A 21211-nucleotide genomic window follows, 5' to 3' on the forward strand; every position below is an offset into this window, starting at 1 on the left:
GCTCCTTCCGCCGCGCCGCGAGTCCTCCCCCGATCCTGCGACGGAACCCGGCCGCCCGCGAGTGCGGGCGACCGGGTCCGGTCCCTCAGCTCAGCACCACGGGCCCGTCACCGCGAACGTCGTTCCCGGCGTGTAGCAGTTGACGTACATGGTTCCCCGGTCGGGCGAGAAGGTGACGCCCGCGAACTCGCCCCACTCCGGCGCCTCGGGCGTGCCGATGTTCTGCGCGCCCCGGGCGATCGCGTACACCTCGCCCTTCTCGCTCACCCCGAAGACGTGCTGCGCGCCGTCGCCGTCCTCGCTGACCATCAGGCCCCCGCTCGGCGCCAGACAGATGTTGTCCGGTGACTCGCCGGGGAGCTGGATGTCGGTGTCCGGGCCGAAGACGACGACGAGGGTGAGCCGGCGCCGGTGCGGCTCGTACTTCCAGACCTGGCCGAAGTGGGTCGCGCCGGAGCCGTCCTTGGCGCGCGCGAAGGAGGACACGAAGTACACGGCGCGGCCGCCCCAGTAGCAGCCCTCCAGCTTCTGTGCGTGCGTGATCCCCTTGGGGCCGAAGTCCTGGAGCCTGATGGGGGTTTCCGCCGCCTGCGGATCCGGTACGGGGACCCACTCGACGCCCTCGAAGCGGGTGCCGGTCTCCTGGATCACCGAGAGGTCGGGCACGCCCGGCACCCGCATGGCCTCCAGGGCGCCGCCCGCGCGCAGCGAACCGGTGCCGCCGAGCGGCTTGTGGGGGAGGAAGCGGTAGAAGAGGCCGAAGGGACGCTCGAAGGCGTCCTCCGTCTCGTACACGACTCCGCTCGTCGGGTCGATCGCGATCGCCTCGTGCTGGAACCGGCCCATCGCGGTGAGCGGGACGGCGCCGGTGCGGTGCGGGTCGGCGCCGTCGACCTCGAAGATGAAGCCGTGGTCCTTGGTGTAGCCGTTGGTGCCGGCCCTGTCCTCGGTCTCCTCGCAGGTCAGCCAGGTGCGCCAGGGGGTGGGTCCGCCCGCGCAGTTGACGGCGGTTCCGGCGATGGCGACCCGCTCGCCGAGGACGTTGTTGCGGCCGTCGAGTTCCAGGGCCGTACAGCCGCCCTTGGCGGCCGGGTCGTACGTCAGGCCGGGGACGGTCGGGACGGCGATCTTGCCGGTGACCCGGTTCTCGTGGTTACGGACGAGGTGCACGCGGCCGCGACGGCCGGCGAAGGCGCCCATGCCGTCGTGGTTGCTGGGGACGAGGCCCTCGCCGGAGCGGAGCGGATCGCCCTGCCGGGAGAGGACCTTGTAGCGGAAGCCGGCCGGGAGGTCGAGCAGGCCCGCGGGGTCGGGGACGAGGGGGCCGTAGCCGGCCCGCCCCGTATGGCCGCCGGTCGCGGCGCTCGCGCTGCCGGCGAAGAGTTCGGAGAGGGCGCCGGCGAAGGCGATCCCGGCGACGGAGGCGCCGGTGCGGGACAGGATCTGACGTCGAGTCGCGGAGGACATGAGGCAACAACTCCCTGCTGGCGGACAGGTGTGTGACGCGTGACCCGCATGTGTGTACCACGCACTGTGCTGACACGTGAACCATGCGGGCCACAACTGCCTCGTGTGGCGCGTGTTCTGACCGGAGGTCAGATGGCTCCGGGGATCAGACGAGCTTGGCCGTGAGGGTGATCTTCGTGCCCGTGAGTGCCTGGCTGACCGGGCAGTTCTTCTTCGCGTCCTCCGCGAGCTCCTGGAACTTGTCCGCGTCCAGACCCGGGACCTCACCCTGCACGGTCAGGTGGATGCCGGTGATGCCCTCACCCGGCTGGAAGGTGACGTCGGCCTTGGTCTCCAGGCGGGCCGGCGGGCTGCCCGCCTTGGCCAGACCGTTGGAGAAGGCCATCGAGAAGCAGGAGGAGTGCGCGGCCGCGATGAGCTCCTCGGGGCTGGTCTTCCCGTTGGGCTCCTCGGAGCGGGCCGGCCAGGAGACGTCGTACGAGCCGACACCGGAAGAGTCGAGGGTGACGACACCGGAACCCTTGAGGAGGTCGCCCTGCCAGACGGTGTGGGCGTGACGCACGGTGGCCATGGTGGATCCCTTTCGATCGGGTATGGCCTCCAACCTACTGCGCCACAAGCCCCTTGGCGTCGCGGGCGAGCGCGGTGAGCCGGGAGATCGCCCGGAAGTACTTCTTGCGGTATCCGCCGTTCAGCATCTCGTCGCTGAACAGCCGGTCGAAGGGCAGTCCGGAGGCGAGGACGGGTATCTCGCGGTCGTAGAGCCGGTCGGCCAGGACGACGAGCCGCAGGGCCGTCGACTGGTCGGGGACGGGCTGGACGTCGGTGAGGCAGACGGCGGTGAGGTCGTCGGTGAGCGCGCCGTACCGGCTGGGGTGAACCCTGGCCAGGTGTTCGAGCAGGTGCGGGAAGTCGTCGAGGGAGGCGCCCGGCGTCGCGTACGCGGTCTCCGTGACGACCTGGTCGGAGTAAGGGGCCGGGGCCTCGGGCAGACCGCGGTGGCGGTAGTCCTCGCCGTCGATCCGCAGCGGCATGAAGTGGGAGGAGAGGCCCTGGATCTCGCGGAGGAAGTCGGCGGCGGCGAAGCGGCCCTCGCCGAGCTTGCCCGGGAGCGTGTTGGAGGTGGCGGCGAGCGCCACGCCGGATTCGACCAGCTTGCCGAGCAGGCTGGAGACGAGGACGGTGTCGCCCGGGTCGTCGAGCTCGAACTCGTCGATGCAGAGGAGACGGTGCTCGCCGAGGGTCTTCACCGTCTGCTGGAAGCCGAGCGCGCCGACCAGGTTGGTCAGCTCGACGAAGGTGCCGAACGCCTTCAGCGCGGGATCGGCGGGGGTCGCGTGCCAGAGCGAGGCGAGCAGGTGGGTCTTGCCGACGCCGTACCCGCCGTCCAGGTAGACCCCGCGCGGCCCGGCGGGGGCGGCCGGCTTCCGGGCGAACCAGCGGCGCTTCCCGGCACCGGAGGCATGCGCTCCGCCCAGGCCCTCGGCGAAGGAGCTCAGTGCCTTGACGGCGTCCGTCTGGCTGGGCTGGTTCGGGTCCGGGAGGTACGTGTCGAACCGTACGGAGTCGAAGCGTGGCGGCGGCACCATCTCCGCGACGAGCCGGTCGGCGGGGACGTGGGGCTCTCGGGAGCAGAGCGAGAGCGGGGCCGCCGGGGTGGCAGCGGCTTCGGTGAGGGCACGGGTCGACACAGTTCCCCACTGTAAGCGCCATGTCAGACTCGAAGGATGCGACGACTGCTCCCTGTGACGGACATGACAGCACCCGGGACCGAAGCCGGTTCCGAGGCCGGTTCCGCGGCCGGGCAGGTGGCCCCCTCCGGGCGGGACTGGTCCCTGGACGAGCTCGCCGACGCCTATGCGTATCCGGACGAGGACGGTGTGTGGCTGCGTGCCAACATGGTCTCCTCGCTCGACGGGGCCGGGCAGCACGACGGGCGCTCCCAGCCGCTCTCCTCCGAGGCGGACATGCGGATCTTCGGCACCCTGCGGGGCCTCGCCGACGTGGTCGTCGTCGGTGCGGAAACGGTACGCCTGGAGGGCTACCGCCCGGCACGCGCGCGTGAGGCCTTCGCGGCCCGCCGCGCCGCCGCCGGACAGGGCCCGGCCCCCGTGATCGCCGTGGTCAGTGCCTCCCTCAACCTGGACTTCTCGCTTCCGCTCTTCACCGAGCCGCTGGCGCCGACCCTGATCCTCACGGGGGCCGCCGCGCCCGCCGAGCGGGTCCGGGCCGCCCGGGAGGCGGGCGCCGAGGTGCTGACGGCCGGAGACGGGGCCGGGGTCGACCCGGCCCGCGCGAAGGCGGCGCTCGCGGAGCGCGGGCTCCGGCTGCAGCTGACCGAGGGTGGGCCCCGGCTGCTGGGCCAGTTCGTGGCGGCGGGGGTACTCGACGAGCTGTGTCTGACGGTCTCGCCGACGATGACGGCGGGTGACGCCCAGCGGATCGCCGGAGGCCCTTCGGTGGCCGTCCCGACACGCTTCGCCGTGGCTTCCGTGCTGGAGCAGGACGGCTTCCTCTTCACCCGCTACCGTCGGATCTGACAATCGGCGGAATTTGTCGTTCCGCTTACCGTCCGCTGGGCACACTTACTGTCGCAGACCCCGTGCGGGCACGGGGAAGGATGGTTTCCGCAGAAGGGCTCCTGAGGTGTTCACAAGCGTTCTGATGATCGAGAAGCCCCTGACGTCCGTCGACGTGGAATTCGTCACCACCCTGCACGGCGACGAGGACGTTTCCTTCATCGTCCTGATGCAGCCGCGTGGTGACCAGGCCGATGTACTGCTGCGTGCCATCGACGACGTGGCCATGGGCGAACTGAAGGAAGCCGCCCGTGAGGGCGACGAACCGGAGGGCAAGGAGGCCAGGGTCCCCGCCGAGCAGGCCCTGGAGTACTCGCTCCAGGCCCTGAGAAACGCCGGTTGCGAAGCGGTCGGCCAGGTCGTCGAGGACCACCCGCTCGACAAGATGAAGGCGGTGGTCGACGAGTCGGAGGCGGACGAGGTGATCGTGCTCACCGCCCCGCACTACGTGGAGGAGTTCTTCCACCGGGACTGGGCCTCCCGGGCCCGCCACAAGGTGGGGGTCCCCGTGCTCAAGCTCTTCGCCCACAGCCAGGAAGCGGCGCAGTAACCGCCCGGTGACCGCAGGCCAGGGCCCGCGCCCCGTGCAGGGGGCGCGGACCCGGGGCCCGTACGGCTCCCGGACCCGGCTCCCGGACACGGGTCCGGCGCCCGCCGGGCCCACCCGGCGCGAGCCACTAGGCTGGGGGCTTCCACGCACGACGCACCCAGGGGAGAGATCCGCATGGCACCCGCCATCCCTGCCGCCATGGAACGGCCGCACTTCATCGGCATCGGCGGTGCCGGAATGTCGGGCATCGCGAAGATCCTCGCCCAGCGCGGCGCCAAGGTCGCCGGCAGCGACGCCAAGGAGTCGGCGACCGCCGAGTCCCTGCGCGCCCTGGGCGCCACCGTGCACATCGGCCACGCCGCCGAGCACCTCGCCGACGACGCCTCCGCCGTCGTCGTCTCCAGCGCCATCCGCGCCGACAACCCCGAGCTGGCCCGCGCCGCCGAGCTGGGCATCCCCGTCGTCCACCGCTCCGACGCGCTCGCCTCCCTGATGGACGGCCTGCGCGCGATCGCGGTCGCCGGCACGCACGGCAAGACGACGACGACCTCCATGCTGGCCGTCGCGCTCACCGAGCTCGGTCTGGACCCCTCGTACGCCATCGGCGGCGACCTGGCGGGCCCCGGCACCAACGCCCTGCACGGCGCCGGCGAGGTCTTCGTCGCCGAGGCCGACGAGAGCGACCGGAGCTTCCAGAAGTACGACCCCGAGGTCGCGATCGTCCTCAACGTCGAGCTGGACCACCACGCGAACTACGCCTCCATGGACGAGATCTACGAGTCCTTCGAGGCCTTCACCGCCAAGATCCGCCCCGGCGGCACCCTGGTCGTCGGCGAGCACGCGGGCGCGCGCGAGCTGGCCCGCCGGGTCGCGGACCGCGAGGGTCTGCACATCGTCACGGTCGGTGAGACCGAGGACTCCGACGCCCGCATCCTGAAGATCGTCCCGAACGGGATGAAGAGCGAGGTGACGGTCGCCCTCGACGGCGCCGAGCACACCTTCACCGTCTCCGTCCCCGGTCGCCACTACGCCCACAACGCCGCCGCGGCCCTCGCCGCCGGCGCCCGCGTCGGCATCGACCCGGCCGAGCTCGCCCAGGCCCTCACCGCCTACACCGGCGTCGGCCGCCGCCTCCAGCTCAAGGGCGAGACCAAGGGCGTCCAGGTCATCGACTCGTACGCGCACCACCCCACCGAGATGACCGCCGACCTGGAGGCCATGCGCGGCGCCGCCGGAGCCTCCCGCCTCCTGGTCGTCTTCCAGCCCCACCTCTTCTCCCGCACCCAGGAACTGGGCAAGGAGATGGGCGACGCGCTGGCCCTCGCCGACGCGTCCGTCGTCCTCGACATCTACCCCGCCCGCGAGGACCCGATCCCGGGCATCACCAGCGAGCTGATCATCGCCGCCGCGCGGCAGGCGGGCGCCGACGTGACGCCCGTCCACGACAAGGCCGCGGTGCCCGAGGTCGTGGCGGGAATGGCCGGACCCGGCGATCTCGTTCTCACCATGGGGGCGGGCGACGTCACGGACCTCGGCCCGCTGATCCTGGACCACCTGTCGAAGTAGCACCGGCCGAAGCGACGCCGGTCGAAGCAGCAGAGGGAGCGAGCTCATGGCGTACGACGTCGAGAAGCCGGACGAGCAGTGGCGTGCGGAGCTGACCCCGGCGGAGTACCAGGTGCTGCGCCAGGCGGGCACCGAGCCCGCGTTCCGGGGTGAGTACACCGACACCACCACCAAGGGCGTGTACTCCTGCCGGGCCTGCGGCGCGGAGCTGTTCACGTCGAACGAGAAGTTCGAGTCGCACTGCGGCTGGCCGTCCTTCTTCGACCCGAAGGACAGCTCCGCCGTCGAGCTGATCGACGACCGCTCCCACGGCATGGTCCGCACCGAGGTCCGCTGCTCCCGCTGCGGCTCCCACCTCGGCCATGTCTTCGAAGGCGAGGGCTACCCCACTCCGACGGACCAGCGGTACTGCATCAACTCGATCTCGCTGCGGCTGGAGCCCGGCGAGAGCTGACCGGTCGAGCAAAGCGACGGCGGCAAGGGATCCTTCCCTTGCCGCCGTCGTGCTGTTCCACCAGGGAACCTCGGACCCACCGTCAGGCGTCCCCTGTGGTAGGACTGTTGCTCATTGCAAAGAAGCATCAACGGGGGTGGGGATCGTGGCTGTCACGGTGCCGGGCTGGGCGGACACGCTGCTCGATCTGATCGGAGTGGCCTGGCCGAACGTCGACGAGGACGCGTACCGCGAGATGGCGGACGCGTTGCGGGAGTTCGCGGAGGACCTGGAGGACGACGGCCAGCTCGCGAACAACCACTTCGAGCGGCTGCTGTCCTCGGGGCAGGGCGAGTCGATGGACGCGCTCAACGAGCACTGGTCGAAGGTCAAGACCAAGCACATCAAGGACATCGCCGGTGCGGCGCGCACCATCGCGGGCGGTCTGGACACGGCGGCCGGTGCGATCGAGGGCATGAAGCTCGCGGCACTCGTCCAGCTCGGCTACCTGGCCGCCGAGGCGGGCATCGCGCTGTCCCTCATCCCGGTGACCGGTGGTCTGTCCGCCCTGATCGGCGCGGGCGCGATGCGCGCCACGCAGGAGGTCGTCAAGCGGCTGATCAAGGAGTGCGTGGAGGAGGCCGTCGGATACGTTGTCGCCGCGATGACCGAGCCGGCCGTGGCGGCCCTGGAGGGCATGGCGGCCGACCTCGTCGTCCAGCTCGGCGCGATGGCGATCGGACTCCAGGACGGCGTCGACCTCGATCAGACGAAGAACGCGGGCAAGGACGGCTTCGACGAGGGCGTCCAGTCCGGCAAGGAGGCCATGAACCTGGCCTCCGCCGGCGGTGGTGGCGGCGGCTCGAAGGGCAGCGGGTTGAAGAACCTGCACATCGAGCACTCCGAGCACACCCACGCCTCCACCCAGCTGAACGGCGTGAGTGCCGGCATCCACGGCAAGACGGCCGGCAAGCTCACGAAGGCGAAGACCGCGCACGGCCGGGCCCGGGGCCGCGACTCGATCGCCGACGCGATCGATCCGGTCGCCGACAAGGCCCTGGAAGCCCTCACCAAGGCCGCCAAGAGCATGGGCGACCACGTCGGCCAGACCCTGCCCAAGGTCGTCAAGCAGATCTCCGTCGACCACAAGAACACCGACGACGACCTCCGCGACCGCTTCGCCCGCCAGCGCAAGGGCGACGACGACAGCGGCGGCAAGGGCGGCGGTGGAGGCGGTGGCGGAGGCGGTGGCGGTGGTGGCGGCGGGAACGGCGGCTCCGGCAACAACCCCGGCGGCAACCGCATGACCCCGCCCCCGCCGTGGCACGGCAGCTCCGCCGGTAACATGAGGCACCACCGGACGGACCCGCTCGACGTCAGCCACCTCACTCCCGAGCAGCAGCGCGAGGCGCTCGTCCAGGAGGCCCGCGACCTCGCGAACAAGGCGCGCAAGGCCGACCCCGACAACCCGAACGACCCCAAGCACAAGATCGACTTGGCCAAGACCCACTTCCCGCCCGGCACGAACCTCCTCGACGGATCGTGCTCCGGCAGCCTCCTGCACGACGGAGTCGTCACCAGCCACTCCAGCGCCACCAAGGGGGCTGGCCAGAAGACCCCGGACCTCCACCCCGCCATGCAGTCGATCTACGACGACGTCGAACGGCAGATCAAGGCCGACGGAGGTTTCCCCGGCGCGGGTCACGGAAAGTGCGCCGAGGCGAACCTCGTCTCGGACCGGCTCCGGCAGCTGGACCCCGACGGCACCGGGATCTCCTCGGCCGACCACGTCCGCGACGCCATGCGCGGATCGCAGGTCTACAGCGTGCAGATCGGCGAACAGATCAAACCTCACCCCCTCGGTCACGGCGAGTACAAGCCGCCGTGCCGGTCCTGCGCGATCGCCATGGACATGGCCGGTGTCACGGCGTACGCCGGATAAGGAGCACACATGCCGCACTTGAACACCCCGGAGGACGTCGACACCTGGTTCCGGGACCACGGATGGTTCCCGGGACGGGACGTGGCCGGCACCGTGCCGGCGATGGTCGAGGAGATCACCGGGCAGTACCGGGAGGCGGGGTTCCCGGTGGAGCCCTTCGAGGCCGCGACCGCCTTCCTCGCCGAGCACGGCGGACTGCGTCTCACCCTCGACGCCGCGCGAGAGGACTACCTCTACTTCACCCCCTACCTCGGCTTCCGGTCCGCCCCGGCGGAGGTCGCCGAACTGAGCCGCGAACTCGGCGTCCGGCTCTTCCCGGTCGGCCTCGACGGCTCGGAGGGCTCGCCCGTGCTCATCGACGAACGGGGCCGGTTCTTCTTCGTGCACCACACCGGCGCCTACTACATGGGCGCCGACAAGCACGAGGCGATGATCAGTCTCGCCCACGCCCCGATGCAGGACGCGGAGGACTTCTATGTCTGACCTGATTCCCGGAACGGCGGCCTCGCTGCTCATCCACGGCACCATCACCAGCCACACCAACCTCACCGGCGACGGCGAGCCCCACCTCCACCCCGCCGTGCGGGAGTTCTTCGACGGGCTCCCGCCCGCCCTGCGCGTGTCCTTCGTCGGCTACTGCGCCGAGTCCGCCCTCGTCTCCGACGAGCTCTTCGGCCTCGACCGGCAGCGGGGCGACGACCGGACGGTCACCCTGGACGAGGCGGCATCGCACTTCGCGGGTGCCGCGCTCGTCGCCCGCAAGATCCGCCCGCACGGCGACCCCGAGCACGGCACCGAGGCCGACGTCTGCCGCTCGTGCGCGGCGCTCCTCGACCGGCTGGGGATCTCGATCCTCCACGATCAGACATGACGGGCGTCCTGACGGAGGCGGGCTGGCGGCCCGGCCGTGACACGGGGGACGCCGCCATGCTGGCCGTCCTCATCACGGTGACGGTCGGCGCGGAACTGTTCCCGGCCGCCGAACGGGCCCTGCGCGAGTTCCACGGCCTGCACATCCACCCCGCCGCCGACGGCGGCCGGGAGGTCGCCGCGATCGGCAGCGTCGTCGACCCCCGCGAGGCTCGCCTCGACGTCCCGTCCCTGAACCGGCTCGCCGACTCCCTCGGCGTACGGCTCTTCCCCTTCGGCCGTACGGACACGGACGCGCCGCTCGCGGTCGACGCACACGGCCGGCTCCTCATGCTCGGCCCCGGCGGGCCCTGGCTCCTCGGCGAGACGGTCCACGACGGTCTGTCGGCGCTCGCCACCGGGATCGCGCCGGTACGGCTCCGGGCCCCTCGGTGGCGCTTCCCGCTGCCCGGTCTTCCGGCCGACCTCGACGCGGCGGTACGGGCCGCGCTCGTCGCCGTGTTCGTCCTGCACAGCACGGGTGTCTTCAGCGCCCGCCGGGTACGCCTGCGGGCGACGACCCTGCGGGGGATCGGCGTCGTCGCGGTGGACGAGGAATTCAAGCTGGGCCGGGGATCGTTGGAGAGCAACGCGGAACCGCTGACGGAGGCGATGACCGCCCGGCTCGACGCTGCCGGCGTGCGCGCGGGCGGCTGCGAGCTGGTCCTGTCGATTCCGGTCCCCTCCGGTACGGAGGGGCCGCCCGCCACGGTGGAGTGCGCCGTGACGGTGGGCAGTTCGGCCGATGGCCCCGCCCTGACGCTGTCCGCCGGCCGGTCCGCGTCCTTCGACCCCACGGCGAAGATCCTGGACACCTGCGCCCAGGCCCTCGCCGACTGGTCCGGAACGCCGACCGACGCCGCTCACTGACGCGCACCGGCGGGACGCACCCGCCGGTCGCGGACTCAGTGGACGGAGAAGCCGCCGTCCACGAAGAGGGACTGGCCCGTCACGTACGCGGAGGACGGGCTCGCCAGGAAGACGGCCGCACCCGCGAAGTCCTCGGCGAGGCCGTTGCGGCCGGTCATCGTGCGGGCGGCGAGCGCGGCCACCTTCTCCGGGTCGGAGGACAGGCGCTGGTTGAGCGCGGTCATCACGAAGCCGGGGACCAGGGTGTTGGCCGTGACGCCGTACGGGGACCAGGCCTCCGCCTGCGAACGGGCCAGCGACTCCAGGGCGCCCTTGGACACCCCGTACGCACCGCTCTGCACGAACGCGCGGTGCGCCTGCTGGGACGTGATGTGGATGATCCGGCCGAAGCCGCGCTCCGCCATCCCCGGGCCGAACCGCTGACCCAGGAGGAACGGAGCCTCCAGGTTCACCGTCATCGTCGTGTCCCAGACCTCGTCGCTCAGCTCGCTCAGCGGCGGACGGAGATTGATGCCCGCCGAGTTGACCAGGACGTCCGGCTCACCGAAGACCGCCGCTGCCTGCTCGGCCCCGGCCCTGATCCCCGCGCGCGTGCTCAGGTCGGCGCTGACCCAGGCCGCCCGGCAGCCGTCGGCCGTCAGCTCGTCGACGGTCGCGACCAGCTCCGCCTCCTTGCGCGCCACCACGACCACGCTCGCCCCGGCACGGGCCAGCGCCCCGGCGATGGCCCGGCCGATGCCGGAACTGCCGCCCGTGACGAGGGCGGTACGCCCTTCGAGGGAGAAGAGGCCGGAGAGGTAACCGCCGGGGGTGGTGCTCATGGATGTCGCTCCTCGCGTCGCACGGCACCGGCCTCTCCGCGTGCGGTGGAGGGCCGGTACACGCATCCTGGCACACGCGTTCTCAGGCCAGGCGGGCGAGGAACTCCGTCCAGGCGGCGGGAGCCGGCGCGAGCCGGGGGCCGGTGGGACACCGGGCCCCCTCGACGAGGGCGGCCGGGGCCTGCTTCCGGTCGATGCGCCGGCGACCCGGTGGGCCGTGCTCGACCGCGTACCGATCGGGAAGACGGTACGGGCCGAGCCCTGTCCGGCCTGAGTTGCACGGAGCCGGGGCCCGGCCAGCCGTCGAGCATCCGCGGCCCGTCGGACGCGCCGAGGCACGTGAAGACGAGCGCGTCTCCGGGACCGTTGGAGCGGAGCCAGCGGGTGCCCGTGAACGGCAGGTCGGTGTTCTTCACGAGCTGGACGGAGGTTGGCCCTGCTCCGCCACTCGTGCAACTTGTGTGGTGGGCACGCTCCTTGACGGTTCAAGGAGCGTGCCAGGACGGATCTACGGGGCCGGGACGTAACCCGCCGGGCGGGTCGTGAACGTGCCCCGGCCCTGGGTGCGGCCGCGCAGGCGGGACGCGTAGCCGAAGAGTTCGGCCAGCGGCACCGTCGCCTCCACCACTGCCGTACCGGAGCGGGTCGTCTGGTCCGTGACCCGGCCACGGCGGGCCGCGAGGTCGCCGAGGACCGAGCCGACGGACTCCGCGGGGACGGTGACCGTCACGTCGGTCACCGGCTCCAGGAGGGTCATCACGCTCGCGCGGAGCGCCTCGCGCAGCGCGAAGCGGCCCGCCGTGCGGAACGCCATCTCCGAGGAGTCCTTGGCGTGCGTGGCACCGTCTGTGAGCGTGACCCGGACACCTGTCACCGGGTGGCCGCCGAGGGGACCCTCGACGAGCGCGTCCCGGCAGCCGGCCTCGACCGCGCGGACGTACTCCTGCGGGACGCGGCCGCCCGTGACCGTCGAGGAGAACGCGAACTCCTCCCCGTCGGCCGACGGTTCGACGTCGATGACGACATGGGCGAACTGGCCCGCGCCGCCGTCCTGTTTGACATGGCGGTACAGCAGACCGGTGACGCCCTTCGCCACCGTCTCCCGGTACGCGACCTGCGGGCGGCCGACCGTGACCTCAAGGCCCCGGTCGCGCCGCAGCTTCTCCACCGCGACCTCCAGGTGCAGTTCGCCGAGACCCGACAGGACGGTCTGACCCGTCTCCGGGTCGGACCGCACGACGAGCGACGGGTCCTCCTCGGAGAGCCGGGCGAGGGCCGTCGCCAGGCGGCCGGTGTCCGTGCTGCGGCGGGCCTCCACCGCGACCGAGACCACGGGGTCGGCGGTCGTCGGAGGTTCGAGGACGATCGGCGCGCCGGGGGCGCACAGGGTCGCCCCGGCGCGGGCGCCCTTCGGGCCCACGACGGCGACGATGTCCCCGGCGCGCGCCACGTCGACCTCGGTCGCCCGGTCGGCCTGGACCCGCAGGATCCGGGCGATCCGCTCGGTGCGGCCGCTGACGGTGTCGAGCACGGTGTCGCCCTTTCCGATCGTGCCCGCGTAGACGCGGACGTAGGTCATCCGGCCGGTGGCCGTCGCGCTCACCTTGAACGCGAGCGCGGTGAACGGCGCCTCCGGGTCCGCCGGGACCTCCCCGCGTACCGGAGGCATGTCCGACGGGGCCGGGAGGTACGCGACGACCGCGTCGAGCAGCGGTTCGACACCCCGGTTGCGGTACGCCGAGCCGCACAGCACGACCACTGCCTCGCCGGTGAGGGTCAGGTCGCGGAGCGCGCCCGTCAGCGTCCCCTCGGAGAGTTCCGTGTCCGCGCAGAACTCCTCCAGGGCGCCGGGATGCAGCTCCGCCACCGCTTCCTCCAGGCGTCGCCTGCGGTGCCGGGCCTCGTCCAGGAGCGCGTCCGGGACCGGCTCGTCGGCGTACGTGTCGGCGCCGTCGGCCCATACGTATGCCCGCATCCTGACCAGGTCGACGACGCCGGTGAAGCCGTCCTCGCGCCCGATCGGCAGCTGTACGGGCAGCGGGACGGTGCCCAGGCGCGTACGGATCGACTCCACGGCACTGTCGAGCTCCGCGCCCGCGCGGTCCAGCTTGTTGACGAACGCGATGCGCGGAACGCCGTGCCGGTCGGCCTGGCGCCACACCGTCTCGCTCTGCGGCTCGACGCCCGCGACGGCGTCGAAGACGGCGACGGCGCCGTCGAGGACGCGCAGCGAACGCTCGACCTCGTCGGAGAAGTCGACGTGCCCCGGAGTGTCGATCAGGTTGATCCGGTGCCCGGCCCAGTCGCAGCTGACGGCCGCGGCGAAGATCGTGATGCCCCGGTCCCGCTCCTGCGGATCGAAGTCGGTGACGGTGGTGCCGTCGTGGACCTCGCCGCGCTTGTGGGTGGCACCGGTGAGGTAGAGGAACCGCTCGGTGACGGTGGTCTTGCCGGCGTCGACGTGGGCGAGGATGCCGAGGTTACGGACGCGGTCGACGAGGTGGGTACGCACGGTGTCGTGCCTTTCGCTGCTGCTGGGTGAAGACGGGGCAGCGCGATTCCCGGACGACGGGCCGTCAGACGGACGGGTGGGACGTCACGGGGCGGCGATGGCGGGCGCGCAGCCGCCACCGGCCGGAGGGAGAGGCGAGGATCACGTCGTACCGGGCACGGGCGGACGACACGGCGGCGGCGTTACGGCAACGCACGGTCGTCTCCCCTCGGTCGGACGTCTGGCGGCGCATCGGTCGGTGCGCCGCGAGACGTGAGTGTAGGGAGGGGAGCGGGCGGCGCGACAGTGGTTTTCCACGGGGCTCGCCCGCCGCCGACGGTGCGCGGGGACGTCGGGAAGGCCCCAGGGAAGGGCTCCGGGAGCTGCGGCCCCACTGCACCCCGGAGCAGCCCCGGACCGTCGAAGACGCCCTGCCCGAACTCACTCCCGACCGCGGCGCCCTGCGACAGCGCGGCCTCGTCCTGGCATCCGTCGCGCAGGTCGCCGCCGCAGCCGGTCCGGTGGGTCAGTCGGTCGTCGGCGCGGTGGGGCAGCTGATCGACCTGCCCTGGCCCCCCCTACGCCGCCGGCTGGAGGAGATCCCAGCGGTTGCCGTACAGGTCCTCGAAGACGGCGACCGAGCCGTACGGCTCGTGGCGCGGCTCCTCCAGGAACTTGACGCCCGCCGCTGTCATGCGCGTGTGGTCGCGGGCGAAGTCCTCGGTGTGCAGGAAGAAGCCGACCCGGCCTCCCGTCTGGTTGCCGACGGAGGCCTGCTCGGCGTCGTTCTTGGCGCGGGCCAGGAGCAGGCCCGCGTTCCCGAGGCCGCCGACCCCGGCCGCACCGGGCGGGCGGACGACGACCCAGCGGTTGCCGCCGCCCCGGTCGGTGTCCTCGACCAGGTCGAATCCGAGGGCGTCGGTATAGAAGGCGATGGCCTCGTCATAGTCACGGACGACAAGGGTCACAAGTGCGATGGACGGCATTACCCCAACGTAATACGCGGAAGCGGTAGCAATCTACCCGCGTCAACCCGTGTCGACGCGGGCGCGACCCTCGCCGATTGCAGGGTGCGAACGAGGGTCCTGGGAGGGGCGGGCGAGGGTCGGGGGCCGGGGCGGCGGGCGCGGAGGGCCGCGCGCCCGCACGCGGTGCGAGAATGCCCCGCATGGACGCGCAGCAGTTCGACCGCCTCGCCGCCCGGGCGCGGGCCCTCGCCGAGCGCCCCGGGGACGGCCGCCCGCCCCGCCGCGTCCTCGGGCTGGCCGGCGCGCCCGGTGCCGGGAAGTCGACCCTCGCCGCGCGGCTCGTCGCACGCCTCGACGGGCTCGCCGTCCTCGTCCCCATGGACGGCTTCCACCTGGCCCAGGCCGAACTGGAACGCCTCGGCCGGGCCGGCAGGAAGGGCGCGCCCGACACCTTCGACGCCGCCGGGTACACCGCGCTCCTCTCCCGGCTGCGCACCCCCGTCCCCGGCACCACCGTCTACGCGCCCGCCTTCGACCGCTCCCTGGAGGAGCCGATCGCCGGGGCGATACCCGTCGGCCCCGAGGTCCCGCTGGTGATCACCGAGGGCAACTACCTGCTGCACGGCGAGGGCGCCTGGGCCGGTGTCCTGCCCCTCCTCGACGAGGCCTGGTACCTCCACCTGGACGCCCGGCGCCGCGTCCCCCGGCTCGTCGACCGCCATGTCCGCTTCGGCAAGGACCGCGCCCACGCCGAACGCTGGGTCCACGACTCGGACGAGGCGAACGCCCGCCTGGTGGCCCGCGGCCGCGACCGCGCCCACCTCGTCGTGCCGATGGCCTGATCGGCAAGACACCCCCTAGGGGCCGGAGCCTCCCGGCGTCACCAGGCCCGATTCGTAGGCCAGGACGACGAGCTGAGCGCGGTCGCGGGCGTCGAGCTTGGTCATGGCACGGTTGACGTGGGTCTTCGCGGTCAGCGGGCTGATCACCATATGGCCGGCGATCTCGTCGTTGGACAGGCCGCCCGCGACCAGGGCGACGGCCTCGCGTTCACGGTTGGTCAGCTGCGTCAATCGGTTCCGGACACTCGCGGGCGGTGGCTGGGTGACGTACCGGTCGATCAGCTTGCGGGTGATCGACGGCGCGAGCAGGGCGTCGCCACGCGCGGCGACCCGTACCGCGTGCAGGAAGTCCTCCGGGAGGATGTCCTTGACGAGGAATCCGGCCGCGCCGGCGCGCAGCGCGTCGAAGACGTACTCGTCCATTCCGTAGTTGGTCAGGACGACGACGTGCACCCCGGCCAGGTCGGGGTCCGCGACGATGCGCCGGGTCGTCTCGATGCCGTCGACGACCGGCATCTGGATGTCGACGAGCGCGATGTCGGGCAGGTGCTCCCTGGCCAGGGCCAGGCCCTCCCTGCCGTCGCCGGCCTCGGCCACCACCTCGATGTCGTCCTCGATGTCGAGGAGCGCGCGGAATCCACTGCGGATGAGTGGCTGGTCGTCGACCAGCAGGACACGGATCACGAGGTGTGCTCCACGGGAAGCGGCGTGTGCTGTGCGGGAAGTGGCCCGCGTTCCAGGGGAAGCTCGGCCTGGACGGTGAACCCGCCCTCACCACGTGGCTCCGCCCGCAGCCGGCCGCCGAGGGCGGTGACGCGTTCGCGCATCCCGAGCAGTCCGACGCCGGGCACTGGCGCTGAACCCGGCCTCGCCCCGCCGTCGTCGTCGACCCGGACGACCAGGGCGTCGGGACGGTGGTCGATCCGGACCGACGCGGTGTTCGCGGCGGCGTGCCGGGCGACATTGGTCAGCGACTCCTGGACGATCCGGTAGGCCGTCCGGTCCACGGCGGCGGGCACGTCGCTCCGGTGCCCCCCGACCGTCAGTCGGGCGTCCAGGCCGGTGGACCGGGCCCGGCGCACCAGTTCCGGTACGTCGGCGAGCCCGCGCGGCGGGTTCTTGTCGTCGTCGCGCAGCGCCTCCAGGGTCGCCCGCAGTTCCCGAGCCGCCTCCCGGCCGGCCTCACGGATCACGAGGAGGGCCTCCGGCACCTGCTCGCCCCGCTTGCCGGCCAGGTGGACGGCGACCTCCGCCTGCACCTTGATCACGGAGATCTGGTGGGTGAGCGAGTCGTGCAGCTCCCGTGCGATGTGCAGCCGTTCCTCGTCGGCGCGGCGCCGGGCGGTCTCCTCCCGGGTGCGCTCGGCCTCGTCCGCCCGGCGCTCGGCCTGCCGCAGCGCTTCGCCGGCCGCACCGGCGGCGATCAGCCAGGCCAGCTGGAGGACGTCCCGGGTCCGCGCGAACGCCTCGCCCACGGCCAGGTCGTGGGGGGAGGCCAGGAGCGCGAGCGTCACGGCAACCGGCATGACCACGGAACCGGCCACCGCGACGACGCGGTGCCCCGCCCGTACGGTGGCGTACACAGCGAACAGGAAGGCGACGGCGGGCACGTCGAAACCGAGCACCTGGTGGCCCAGCGCGCAGCCCCCGGTCACGGCCAGCACGGTCACCGGAGCACGGCGGCCCCAGACCAGTGCCAGACCACCGGCGGCCAGCAACGCGTAGCCCAGCGGATCGAGTTGTGTGGGCCCTTGTTGCCTCAGCCCGGCGAACAGCAGGACCGCCGCCACGCCGACGGCGATCGCCCAGTCCGTGACGCCGATCCGTTGCCTGCCCATGCGTGGACCCTAGCCTGGCGTCGACGCGGGTGAGTCCGGCGGGAGGAGGACCGGCCGACTACCGCACCCGCGGTAGTCCCGCGGCTCCTGCGGCGTTCGCGGCAGTCGGCTACGGCGGCTGCGGCAGGGCGCACTGTCTGCGTGCGGGGGACGACCGGCGGCGGGGCCGGCGGACACGATCGACCGGCAACCCGCCGTAGTGAAGGAGCACTCCATGCCCACAGAGCCCGCCATCATCGCCGCCGACGTCCTCGCCCTGAGCTCCGGACGCATCGGAGCCATCGTGGCCACGTTGCTGGGACTCGCCGGCGTCCTCATCGGCGGGCGGGCCCTGGCCCGCGCCGCCGGACGTACCGGCAGGGGCACCGGCTCCGGATCCGCGCGGACCGGGGCCCTCGCGGCCCTCGCGGCGGGGCCGATCGCCATGGCCCTCGGCGGGATCGTCGTGGCCACCTCCGACGGATCCATCGGTACCGGCAACGGGTTGGGCGGCGCCTTCGTGGCCCTGATCGTGGGGCTGATCGCCACCGCCCTCGGCGGCCTGGCGCTGACCCGCTCCTCCCGCCCCCGTACCGGCTGACCCCCGTACAACCGGCGGGGACACCCCCTAGCCCGCCGCGTGCTCCGCCGCCGCCACCGCCAGCGCCCGGATCAGCGGGTGCGGCCGGGTGCCGTCGCCCGACAGTTCCGGCTGGAACAGGGTCGCCAGGAAGAAGGGGTGCGAGGGGAGTTCCGCGATGCGGATGCCGCCCTCCTCGTCCGCGCCCGTGAACCGCATGCCGTGCGCCCGCAGGGTGTCCAGATGGCGGCTGTCGGGGCCGTAGTCGCAGTGGTAGCGCTCCGTGGTCCGCTCCGCGCCCAGCGCCCGCTCGGCCAGCGAGCCCGGGGTGACCCGTACGACTCCCTCGTGGCCCACGAGCGAGCAGGCGAGCGGGGCGATCAGCAGATCGCCGGCGTCGGCCGACGGGTCGTTCTCGGCGTGGGCCGCGGCCGTCAGACCGCACACGTCCCGGGCGTACTCCAGGAGCGCGTGCTGGAAGCCGCCGCAGGTGCCGAGGAAGGGGATGCCGTCCTCGCGGGCCGTGCGGATCGCGGCCAGCGCGCCCGCCTCGCTCGCGTACGGGCTCCCCGGGAGCACCCACACCGCGTCGAAGCCCTTCACCGCGCCGGGCGTCTCCGCGTCCCCGGTCGGGATCCAGTACGCGTCGAGGGAGAGGCCGTCGCGCTCGGCGAGGGCGTCGAGGAGGACGGGGATACGGACGTGGGAGCGGACGTGCCCGGAGCGGTCGCCGACCAGGGCGATCCGGGGGGTGTGAGGGAGGGTGTTCGTGCTGTTCATGGGGACCATCCTTGGCGCCGCCGCCCGTTCACGTCCAACGATGATCACTGCACTGCCCATCACGAATGCTTATGCCGGGGTGGATAGGGTGGCCCCCATGACGAACGATCAGGAACCGGCCGACTGGGAGCGTCGCGTCGCCGCGCTCTGGGAGCGGCTCGACGACCATGAGCCCGCCGACTTCCGCGCCCGGGTCGCCGCACTCGCCGCCGAGCGTCCCGCCGACGACGCCGCCGCCCTCTTCGAGCAGGGTGCCGCCCACGACTCCACCGGAGAACCGGAGGAGGCCGTGCGCTTCTACCGGCGCGCCCTCGACCAGCGCCTCACCGGGCTGCGCCGCCGCCGGGCCGTCATCCAGCTCGCCAGCAGCCTGCGCAACCTCGGCCGGCCCGACCGCAGCGTCGAACTCCTCACCGCCGAGCGGGACATCCCCGCCGACCGGCTCGACGCCGACGAGGCCGCGCTCTCCGGCGCCGTCGACGCCTTCCTCGCCCTCGCCCTCGCCGACACCGGGCGCGACCGCGAGGCCGCCTCCCTCGCCCTCGGCGCCCTCGCCCCCCTCCTGCCCCGCTACAACCGCTCCCTCGCCCACTACGCGCAGGCGCTCCTCACCGCCCCCGACGGGTCCTGACGGACCCGGCGCACCCCATGGACCCGCACCTCCTCCGCACGTACGTCACCGTCGCCCGGCTCGCCTCCTTCTCCGAGGCCGCCCGCGAGCTGGGCTACACCCAGTCCGCCGTCTCCCAGCACATCGCCGCCCTGGAGACCGACCTCGCGCTGCCGCTGCTCACCCGGCGCCCCGTCGCCCCGACCCCGGCCGGGGAGCGGCTCCTCGAACACGCCGGGGCGCTGCTGCTCCGCCTCGACGCGGCCCGCGCCGACCTCGACCGGTTCGCGGCCGCGCCCCGCGCCACCCTGAGCGTCGCGGCCTCCCCGCTCGCCCTGCACCCCCGTACCCTCACCGCACTCCCCGCCACCGGCGTCACCCTGCGCGCCCTGCCCCGCGAGCGGGTGCCCGTCGCCGTCGCCACCGGCGAGGCCGACGCCGGGCTCGTCGACGGCATCGCCGCCCCCAGCGATCCGCTGCGGCTGCCCGACGTCGCCCCGCTCGCCGCGACCGGCGTCGCCGAGGAGCCGCTCGCCGTCGTCCTGCCCGCCACCCATCCGCTCGCCGGACGCTCCGGGCTCCGCCTCGACGACCTCGCCGACGCCCGCTGGCTGGACGCGCCCGCCGCCGGCCTCCCCCTCGACCAGCTGAGGGGCGCCCACGGCGGGCCCGCGGGGCGGGGATTCCGTACCGCCCTGCGCTACGAGGGCACCGACACCCGCACCCTGGCCGCCCTGGCCGCCGCCGGTCACGGTCTCGCGCTGCTGCCGGCGCCGGTGGCGGCGGACGTCTCCGGCGCCACCGCCGTCCCGCTGGTCGCGCCCCGCCTCGTCCACCGCACCGAGCTGCTCGTCCTGGCCGGCGCACGGGCCGAACCCGGCGGCCCGGTGGCCGAGTTCACCCGACGGCTCAAGAGCTGACACCCGCAGTCGCTACCCTGTGCGCAACGGCGACGGAAGGCGGGCGGGCGTGGGGTGGTTGCGACGAGGACCGAGGCGGGACGGCGACGACGCACCGAGGGACCCCGGGTTCGCGTACTTCTCGCAACGCGAGGCCGCGCTCTTCCGCGGCCGCGTCCGGGAGACCTTCGCCGAGCTCGGCCTTGAGGTCAGCGTCTACGCCGACCACGTCGTCGACGACAAGGGCCGCCGTTTCGGTCTCGGCAACCTCGCCGCCGTCTGCCACCAGGACCGGCGCGGCCCCCGCGTCTGGCCCGGCATGATCAACCGGCACATCGGGCTGGTCGTCCGCGCCATGGACGGCCCCTCCGCGCTCGACACCCTGCCGCCCGAGCAGATCCGCTCCCAGCTCTACCCCCGGGTCGTCAGCGGCGAAGGCATCGACGCCGCCGCCTTCGGGTACGCGAGGACCGTCGGCCCCGGCCTGTACGAGATCCTCGCCCTCGACCTTCCGGAGAGCGTCATGATGCTCACCGACGAGGCGCTCGAACGGCTCGGCGACCACGCGCAGCTGCGCGACCGGGCCCTGCGCAATCTGCGCGGGCTGCCCGTCGAGGAGCACGAGACCGTCCGCGACGCCGACGGCATGTGCTTCGAGATCATCCTCGGCGACTCCTTCTACACCGCCAGCCGCGTCCTCGACCTGGACGGCGTCGTCCGCCGGGTCACCGGCCTGCCGCTCGGCGAGCACGGAGCCCTGGTCGCCATGCCGTTCCGCCACCAGCTCGCCTTCCACCCGATCCGGGACACCTCGATCATCCCGGCCCTCGGCGCGATGGCCTCCTTCGCCGCCTCCGGGTACGAGGACACGCCGGGCGCCATCAGCCCGTACGTCTTCTGGTGGCGCGGCGGCACGCTCACCCAGCTCAGCGAGCACGACGAGGAGCGGGGGGACCTGCGGATCGTGGTCGGCGACGACTTCCAGGAGCTCCTGGAACGGCTCATCGCCCAGGGCCCGGACCGCCGCTGACCGGTCGCGGGCGGGTGCCCCTCGCGGCAGGATGCTGTACGTCCAGGACGCAGCGGA

The 21211-nt window shown here is 72.9% G+C and carries 22 protein-coding genes and 1 pseudogene; 13 read left to right on the forward strand and 10 right to left on the reverse strand.

The window, feature by feature from the left end:
- Positions 1-90: 90 nt before the first annotated feature.
- From OG514_RS23690 to zapE, 3 genes are all read right to left on the reverse strand, one after another.
- A complete protein-coding gene (locus OG514_RS23690; RefSeq protein WP_266897986.1) occupies positions 91-1467 on the reverse strand; it encodes an alkaline phosphatase PhoX in 1377 nt (458 codons plus the stop codon).
- A 145-nt stretch (positions 1468-1612) separates the two neighbouring features.
- On the reverse strand, positions 1613-2038 hold the full coding sequence (locus tag OG514_RS23695; RefSeq protein ID WP_266897988.1) for an OsmC family protein: 426 nt from the start codon (positions 2036-2038) through the stop codon (positions 1613-1615).
- A 34-nt stretch (positions 2039-2072) separates the two neighbouring features.
- Positions 2073-3158: a cell division protein ZapE gene (zapE, locus tag OG514_RS23700; RefSeq protein WP_266897990.1), complete on the reverse strand. Its 1086-nt coding sequence runs from the start codon at positions 3156-3158 to the stop codon at positions 2073-2075.
- A gap of 36 nt (positions 3159-3194) precedes the next feature.
- On the opposite strand from zapE, the gene OG514_RS23705 reads away from it, so the two are divergent.
- The 8 genes and pseudogenes from OG514_RS23705 (at position 3195) to OG514_RS23745 (ending at position 10316) form a co-directional block, all read left to right on the forward strand.
- Entirely contained in the window at positions 3195-4007 is an 813-nt protein-coding gene (locus tag OG514_RS23705) for a pyrimidine reductase family protein (protein ID WP_266897992.1), read from the forward strand.
- 106 nt (positions 4008-4113) lie between these two features.
- Positions 4114-4596 carry an indole-3-glycerol phosphate synthase gene (locus OG514_RS23710; RefSeq protein ID WP_266897994.1) on the forward strand — a complete coding sequence of 161 codons (483 nt, stop codon included), beginning with the start codon at positions 4114-4116 and terminating at the stop codon, positions 4594-4596.
- A 174-nt stretch (positions 4597-4770) separates the two neighbouring features.
- On the forward strand, positions 4771-6162 hold the full coding sequence (gene murC, locus OG514_RS23715; RefSeq protein WP_266897996.1) for a UDP-N-acetylmuramate--L-alanine ligase: 1392 nt from the start codon (positions 4771-4773) through the stop codon (positions 6160-6162).
- Between the two features lie 46 nt (positions 6163-6208).
- On the forward strand, positions 6209-6616 hold the full coding sequence (gene msrB / locus OG514_RS23720) for a peptide-methionine (R)-S-oxide reductase MsrB (protein WP_266897998.1): 408 nt from the start codon (positions 6209-6211) through the stop codon (positions 6614-6616).
- 145 nt (positions 6617-6761) lie between these two features.
- Positions 6762-8483: pseudogene (locus OG514_RS39390) on the forward strand (YwqJ-related putative deaminase); the annotation flags it as partial.
- Between the two features lie 63 nt (positions 8484-8546).
- Positions 8547-9020 carry an SUKH-3 domain-containing protein gene (locus OG514_RS23735; RefSeq protein WP_266898000.1) on the forward strand — a complete coding sequence of 158 codons (474 nt, stop codon included), beginning with the start codon at positions 8547-8549 and terminating at the stop codon, positions 9018-9020.
- Complete coding sequence (locus OG514_RS23740) at positions 9013-9408, forward strand: YwqJ-related putative deaminase (RefSeq protein WP_266898002.1); 396 nt, start codon at positions 9013-9015, stop codon at positions 9406-9408. Before OG514_RS23735 ends, OG514_RS23740 begins: the two co-directional genes overlap by 8 nt.
- Positions 9405-10316 carry an SUKH-3 domain-containing protein gene (locus OG514_RS23745; RefSeq protein ID WP_266898004.1) on the forward strand — a complete coding sequence of 304 codons (912 nt, stop codon included), beginning with the start codon at positions 9405-9407 and terminating at the stop codon, positions 10314-10316. Before OG514_RS23740 ends, OG514_RS23745 begins: the two co-directional genes overlap by 4 nt.
- A 35-nt stretch (positions 10317-10351) precedes the next feature.
- Here the strand turns inward: OG514_RS23745 and OG514_RS23750 are convergent, their stop codons facing one another.
- From OG514_RS23750 to OG514_RS23765, 4 genes are all read right to left on the reverse strand, one after another.
- On the reverse strand, positions 10352-11137 hold the full coding sequence (locus tag OG514_RS23750; protein WP_266898006.1) for an SDR family NAD(P)-dependent oxidoreductase: 786 nt from the start codon (positions 11135-11137) through the stop codon (positions 10352-10354).
- Positions 11138-11645: 508 nt separating this feature from the next.
- Entirely contained in the window at positions 11646-13649 is a 2004-nt protein-coding gene (gene fusA / locus OG514_RS23755; RefSeq protein WP_266898008.1) for an elongation factor G, read from the reverse strand.
- A gap of 64 nt (positions 13650-13713) precedes the next feature.
- Positions 13714-13845 carry a hypothetical protein gene (locus OG514_RS23760; protein ID WP_266898010.1) on the reverse strand — a complete coding sequence of 44 codons (132 nt, stop codon included), beginning with the start codon at positions 13843-13845 and terminating at the stop codon, positions 13714-13716.
- A 361-nt stretch (positions 13846-14206) separates the two neighbouring features.
- Positions 14207-14614, reverse strand: a complete 408-nt coding sequence (locus tag OG514_RS23765; RefSeq protein WP_266898011.1) for a VOC family protein — start codon at positions 14612-14614, stop codon at positions 14207-14209.
- A gap of 173 nt (positions 14615-14787) precedes the next feature.
- Between OG514_RS23765 and OG514_RS23770 the strand changes: the two genes are divergently transcribed.
- On the forward strand, positions 14788-15438 hold the full coding sequence (locus tag OG514_RS23770; protein ID WP_266898013.1) for a nucleoside/nucleotide kinase family protein: 651 nt from the start codon (positions 14788-14790) through the stop codon (positions 15436-15438).
- Between the two features lie 15 nt (positions 15439-15453).
- Here OG514_RS23770 and OG514_RS23775 read toward each other — a convergent pair whose 3' ends face one another.
- Positions 15454-16122, reverse strand: a complete 669-nt coding sequence (locus OG514_RS23775; RefSeq protein ID WP_266898015.1) for a response regulator transcription factor — start codon at positions 16120-16122, stop codon at positions 15454-15456.
- Positions 16119-17276 (reverse strand): sensor histidine kinase, encoded by a 1158-nt coding sequence (locus tag OG514_RS23780; protein ID WP_266898017.1) that lies wholly within the window; start codon positions 17274-17276, stop codon positions 16119-16121. Before OG514_RS23780 ends, OG514_RS23775 begins: the two co-directional genes overlap by 4 nt.
- 214 nt (positions 17277-17490) lie before the next feature.
- Here OG514_RS23780 and OG514_RS23785 point away from each other — a divergent pair, with 214 nt between their 5' ends.
- A complete protein-coding gene (locus OG514_RS23785; RefSeq protein ID WP_266898019.1) occupies positions 17491-17856 on the forward strand; it encodes a DUF6223 family protein in 366 nt (121 codons plus the stop codon).
- A gap of 27 nt (positions 17857-17883) precedes the next feature.
- Here OG514_RS23785 and OG514_RS23790 read toward each other — a convergent pair whose 3' ends face one another.
- Complete coding sequence (locus OG514_RS23790) at positions 17884-18615, reverse strand: hypothetical protein (protein ID WP_266898021.1); 732 nt, start codon at positions 18613-18615, stop codon at positions 17884-17886.
- A gap of 97 nt (positions 18616-18712) precedes the next feature.
- On the opposite strand from OG514_RS23790, the gene OG514_RS23795 reads away from it, so the two are divergent.
- From OG514_RS23795 to OG514_RS23805, 3 genes are read left to right on the forward strand one after another with little or no spacing between them, the layout of a single operon-like run.
- Positions 18713-19246, forward strand: coding sequence for a tetratricopeptide repeat protein (locus OG514_RS23795; protein WP_266898023.1), 534 nt, complete (start codon positions 18713-18715; stop codon positions 19244-19246).
- Positions 19247-19263: 17 nt separating this feature from the next.
- Positions 19264-20145 carry a LysR family transcriptional regulator gene (locus OG514_RS23800; RefSeq protein ID WP_266898025.1) on the forward strand — a complete coding sequence of 294 codons (882 nt, stop codon included), beginning with the start codon at positions 19264-19266 and terminating at the stop codon, positions 20143-20145.
- 49 nt (positions 20146-20194) lie between these two features.
- Positions 20195-21154 (forward strand): hypothetical protein, encoded by a 960-nt coding sequence (locus OG514_RS23805; protein ID WP_266898027.1) that lies wholly within the window; start codon positions 20195-20197, stop codon positions 21152-21154.
- The last annotated feature ends 57 nt before the right edge of the window (positions 21155-21211 follow it).

Source organism: Streptomyces sp. NBC_00572 (genome assembly GCF_026341815.1).
Lineage (GTDB): Bacteria > Actinomycetota > Actinomycetes > Streptomycetales > Streptomycetaceae > Streptomyces.

Bases quoted from the DNA above. Each gene is read 5' to 3' on its own strand.
- OG514_RS23690 (WP_266897986.1), bottom strand. From the start codon at position 1,467: ATGTCCTCCGCGACTCGACGTCAGATCCTGTCCCGCACCGGCGCCTCC.
- OG514_RS23695 (WP_266897988.1), bottom strand. From the start codon at position 2,038: ATGGCCACCGTGCGTCACGCCCACACCGTCTGGCAGGGCGACCTCCTC.
- OG514_RS23705 (WP_266897992.1), top strand. From the start codon at position 3,195: ATGCGACGACTGCTCCCTGTGACGGACATGACAGCACCCGGGACCGAA.
- murC (WP_266897996.1), top strand. From the start codon at position 4,771: ATGGCACCCGCCATCCCTGCCGCCATGGAACGGCCGCACTTCATCGGC.
- msrB (WP_266897998.1), top strand. From the start codon at position 6,209: ATGGCGTACGACGTCGAGAAGCCGGACGAGCAGTGGCGTGCGGAGCTG.
- OG514_RS23735 (WP_266898000.1), top strand. From the start codon at position 8,547: ATGCCGCACTTGAACACCCCGGAGGACGTCGACACCTGGTTCCGGGAC.
- OG514_RS23740 (WP_266898002.1), top strand. From the start codon at position 9,013: ATGTCTGACCTGATTCCCGGAACGGCGGCCTCGCTGCTCATCCACGGC.
- OG514_RS23745 (WP_266898004.1), top strand. From the start codon at position 9,405: ATGACGGGCGTCCTGACGGAGGCGGGCTGGCGGCCCGGCCGTGACACG.
- OG514_RS23750 (WP_266898006.1), bottom strand. From the start codon at position 11,137: ATGAGCACCACCCCCGGCGGTTACCTCTCCGGCCTCTTCTCCCTCGAA.
- OG514_RS23765 (WP_266898011.1), bottom strand. From the start codon at position 14,614: ATGCCGTCCATCGCACTTGTGACCCTTGTCGTCCGTGACTATGACGAG.
- OG514_RS23770 (WP_266898013.1), top strand. From the start codon at position 14,788: ATGCCCCGCATGGACGCGCAGCAGTTCGACCGCCTCGCCGCCCGGGCG.
- OG514_RS23780 (WP_266898017.1), bottom strand. From the start codon at position 17,276: ATGGGCAGGCAACGGATCGGCGTCACGGACTGGGCGATCGCCGTCGGC.
- OG514_RS23785 (WP_266898019.1), top strand. From the start codon at position 17,491: ATGCCCACAGAGCCCGCCATCATCGCCGCCGACGTCCTCGCCCTGAGC.
- OG514_RS23790 (WP_266898021.1), bottom strand. From the start codon at position 18,615: ATGAACAGCACGAACACCCTCCCTCACACCCCCCGGATCGCCCTGGTC.
- OG514_RS23795 (WP_266898023.1), top strand. From the start codon at position 18,713: ATGACGAACGATCAGGAACCGGCCGACTGGGAGCGTCGCGTCGCCGCG.
- OG514_RS23800 (WP_266898025.1), top strand. From the start codon at position 19,264: ATGGACCCGCACCTCCTCCGCACGTACGTCACCGTCGCCCGGCTCGCC.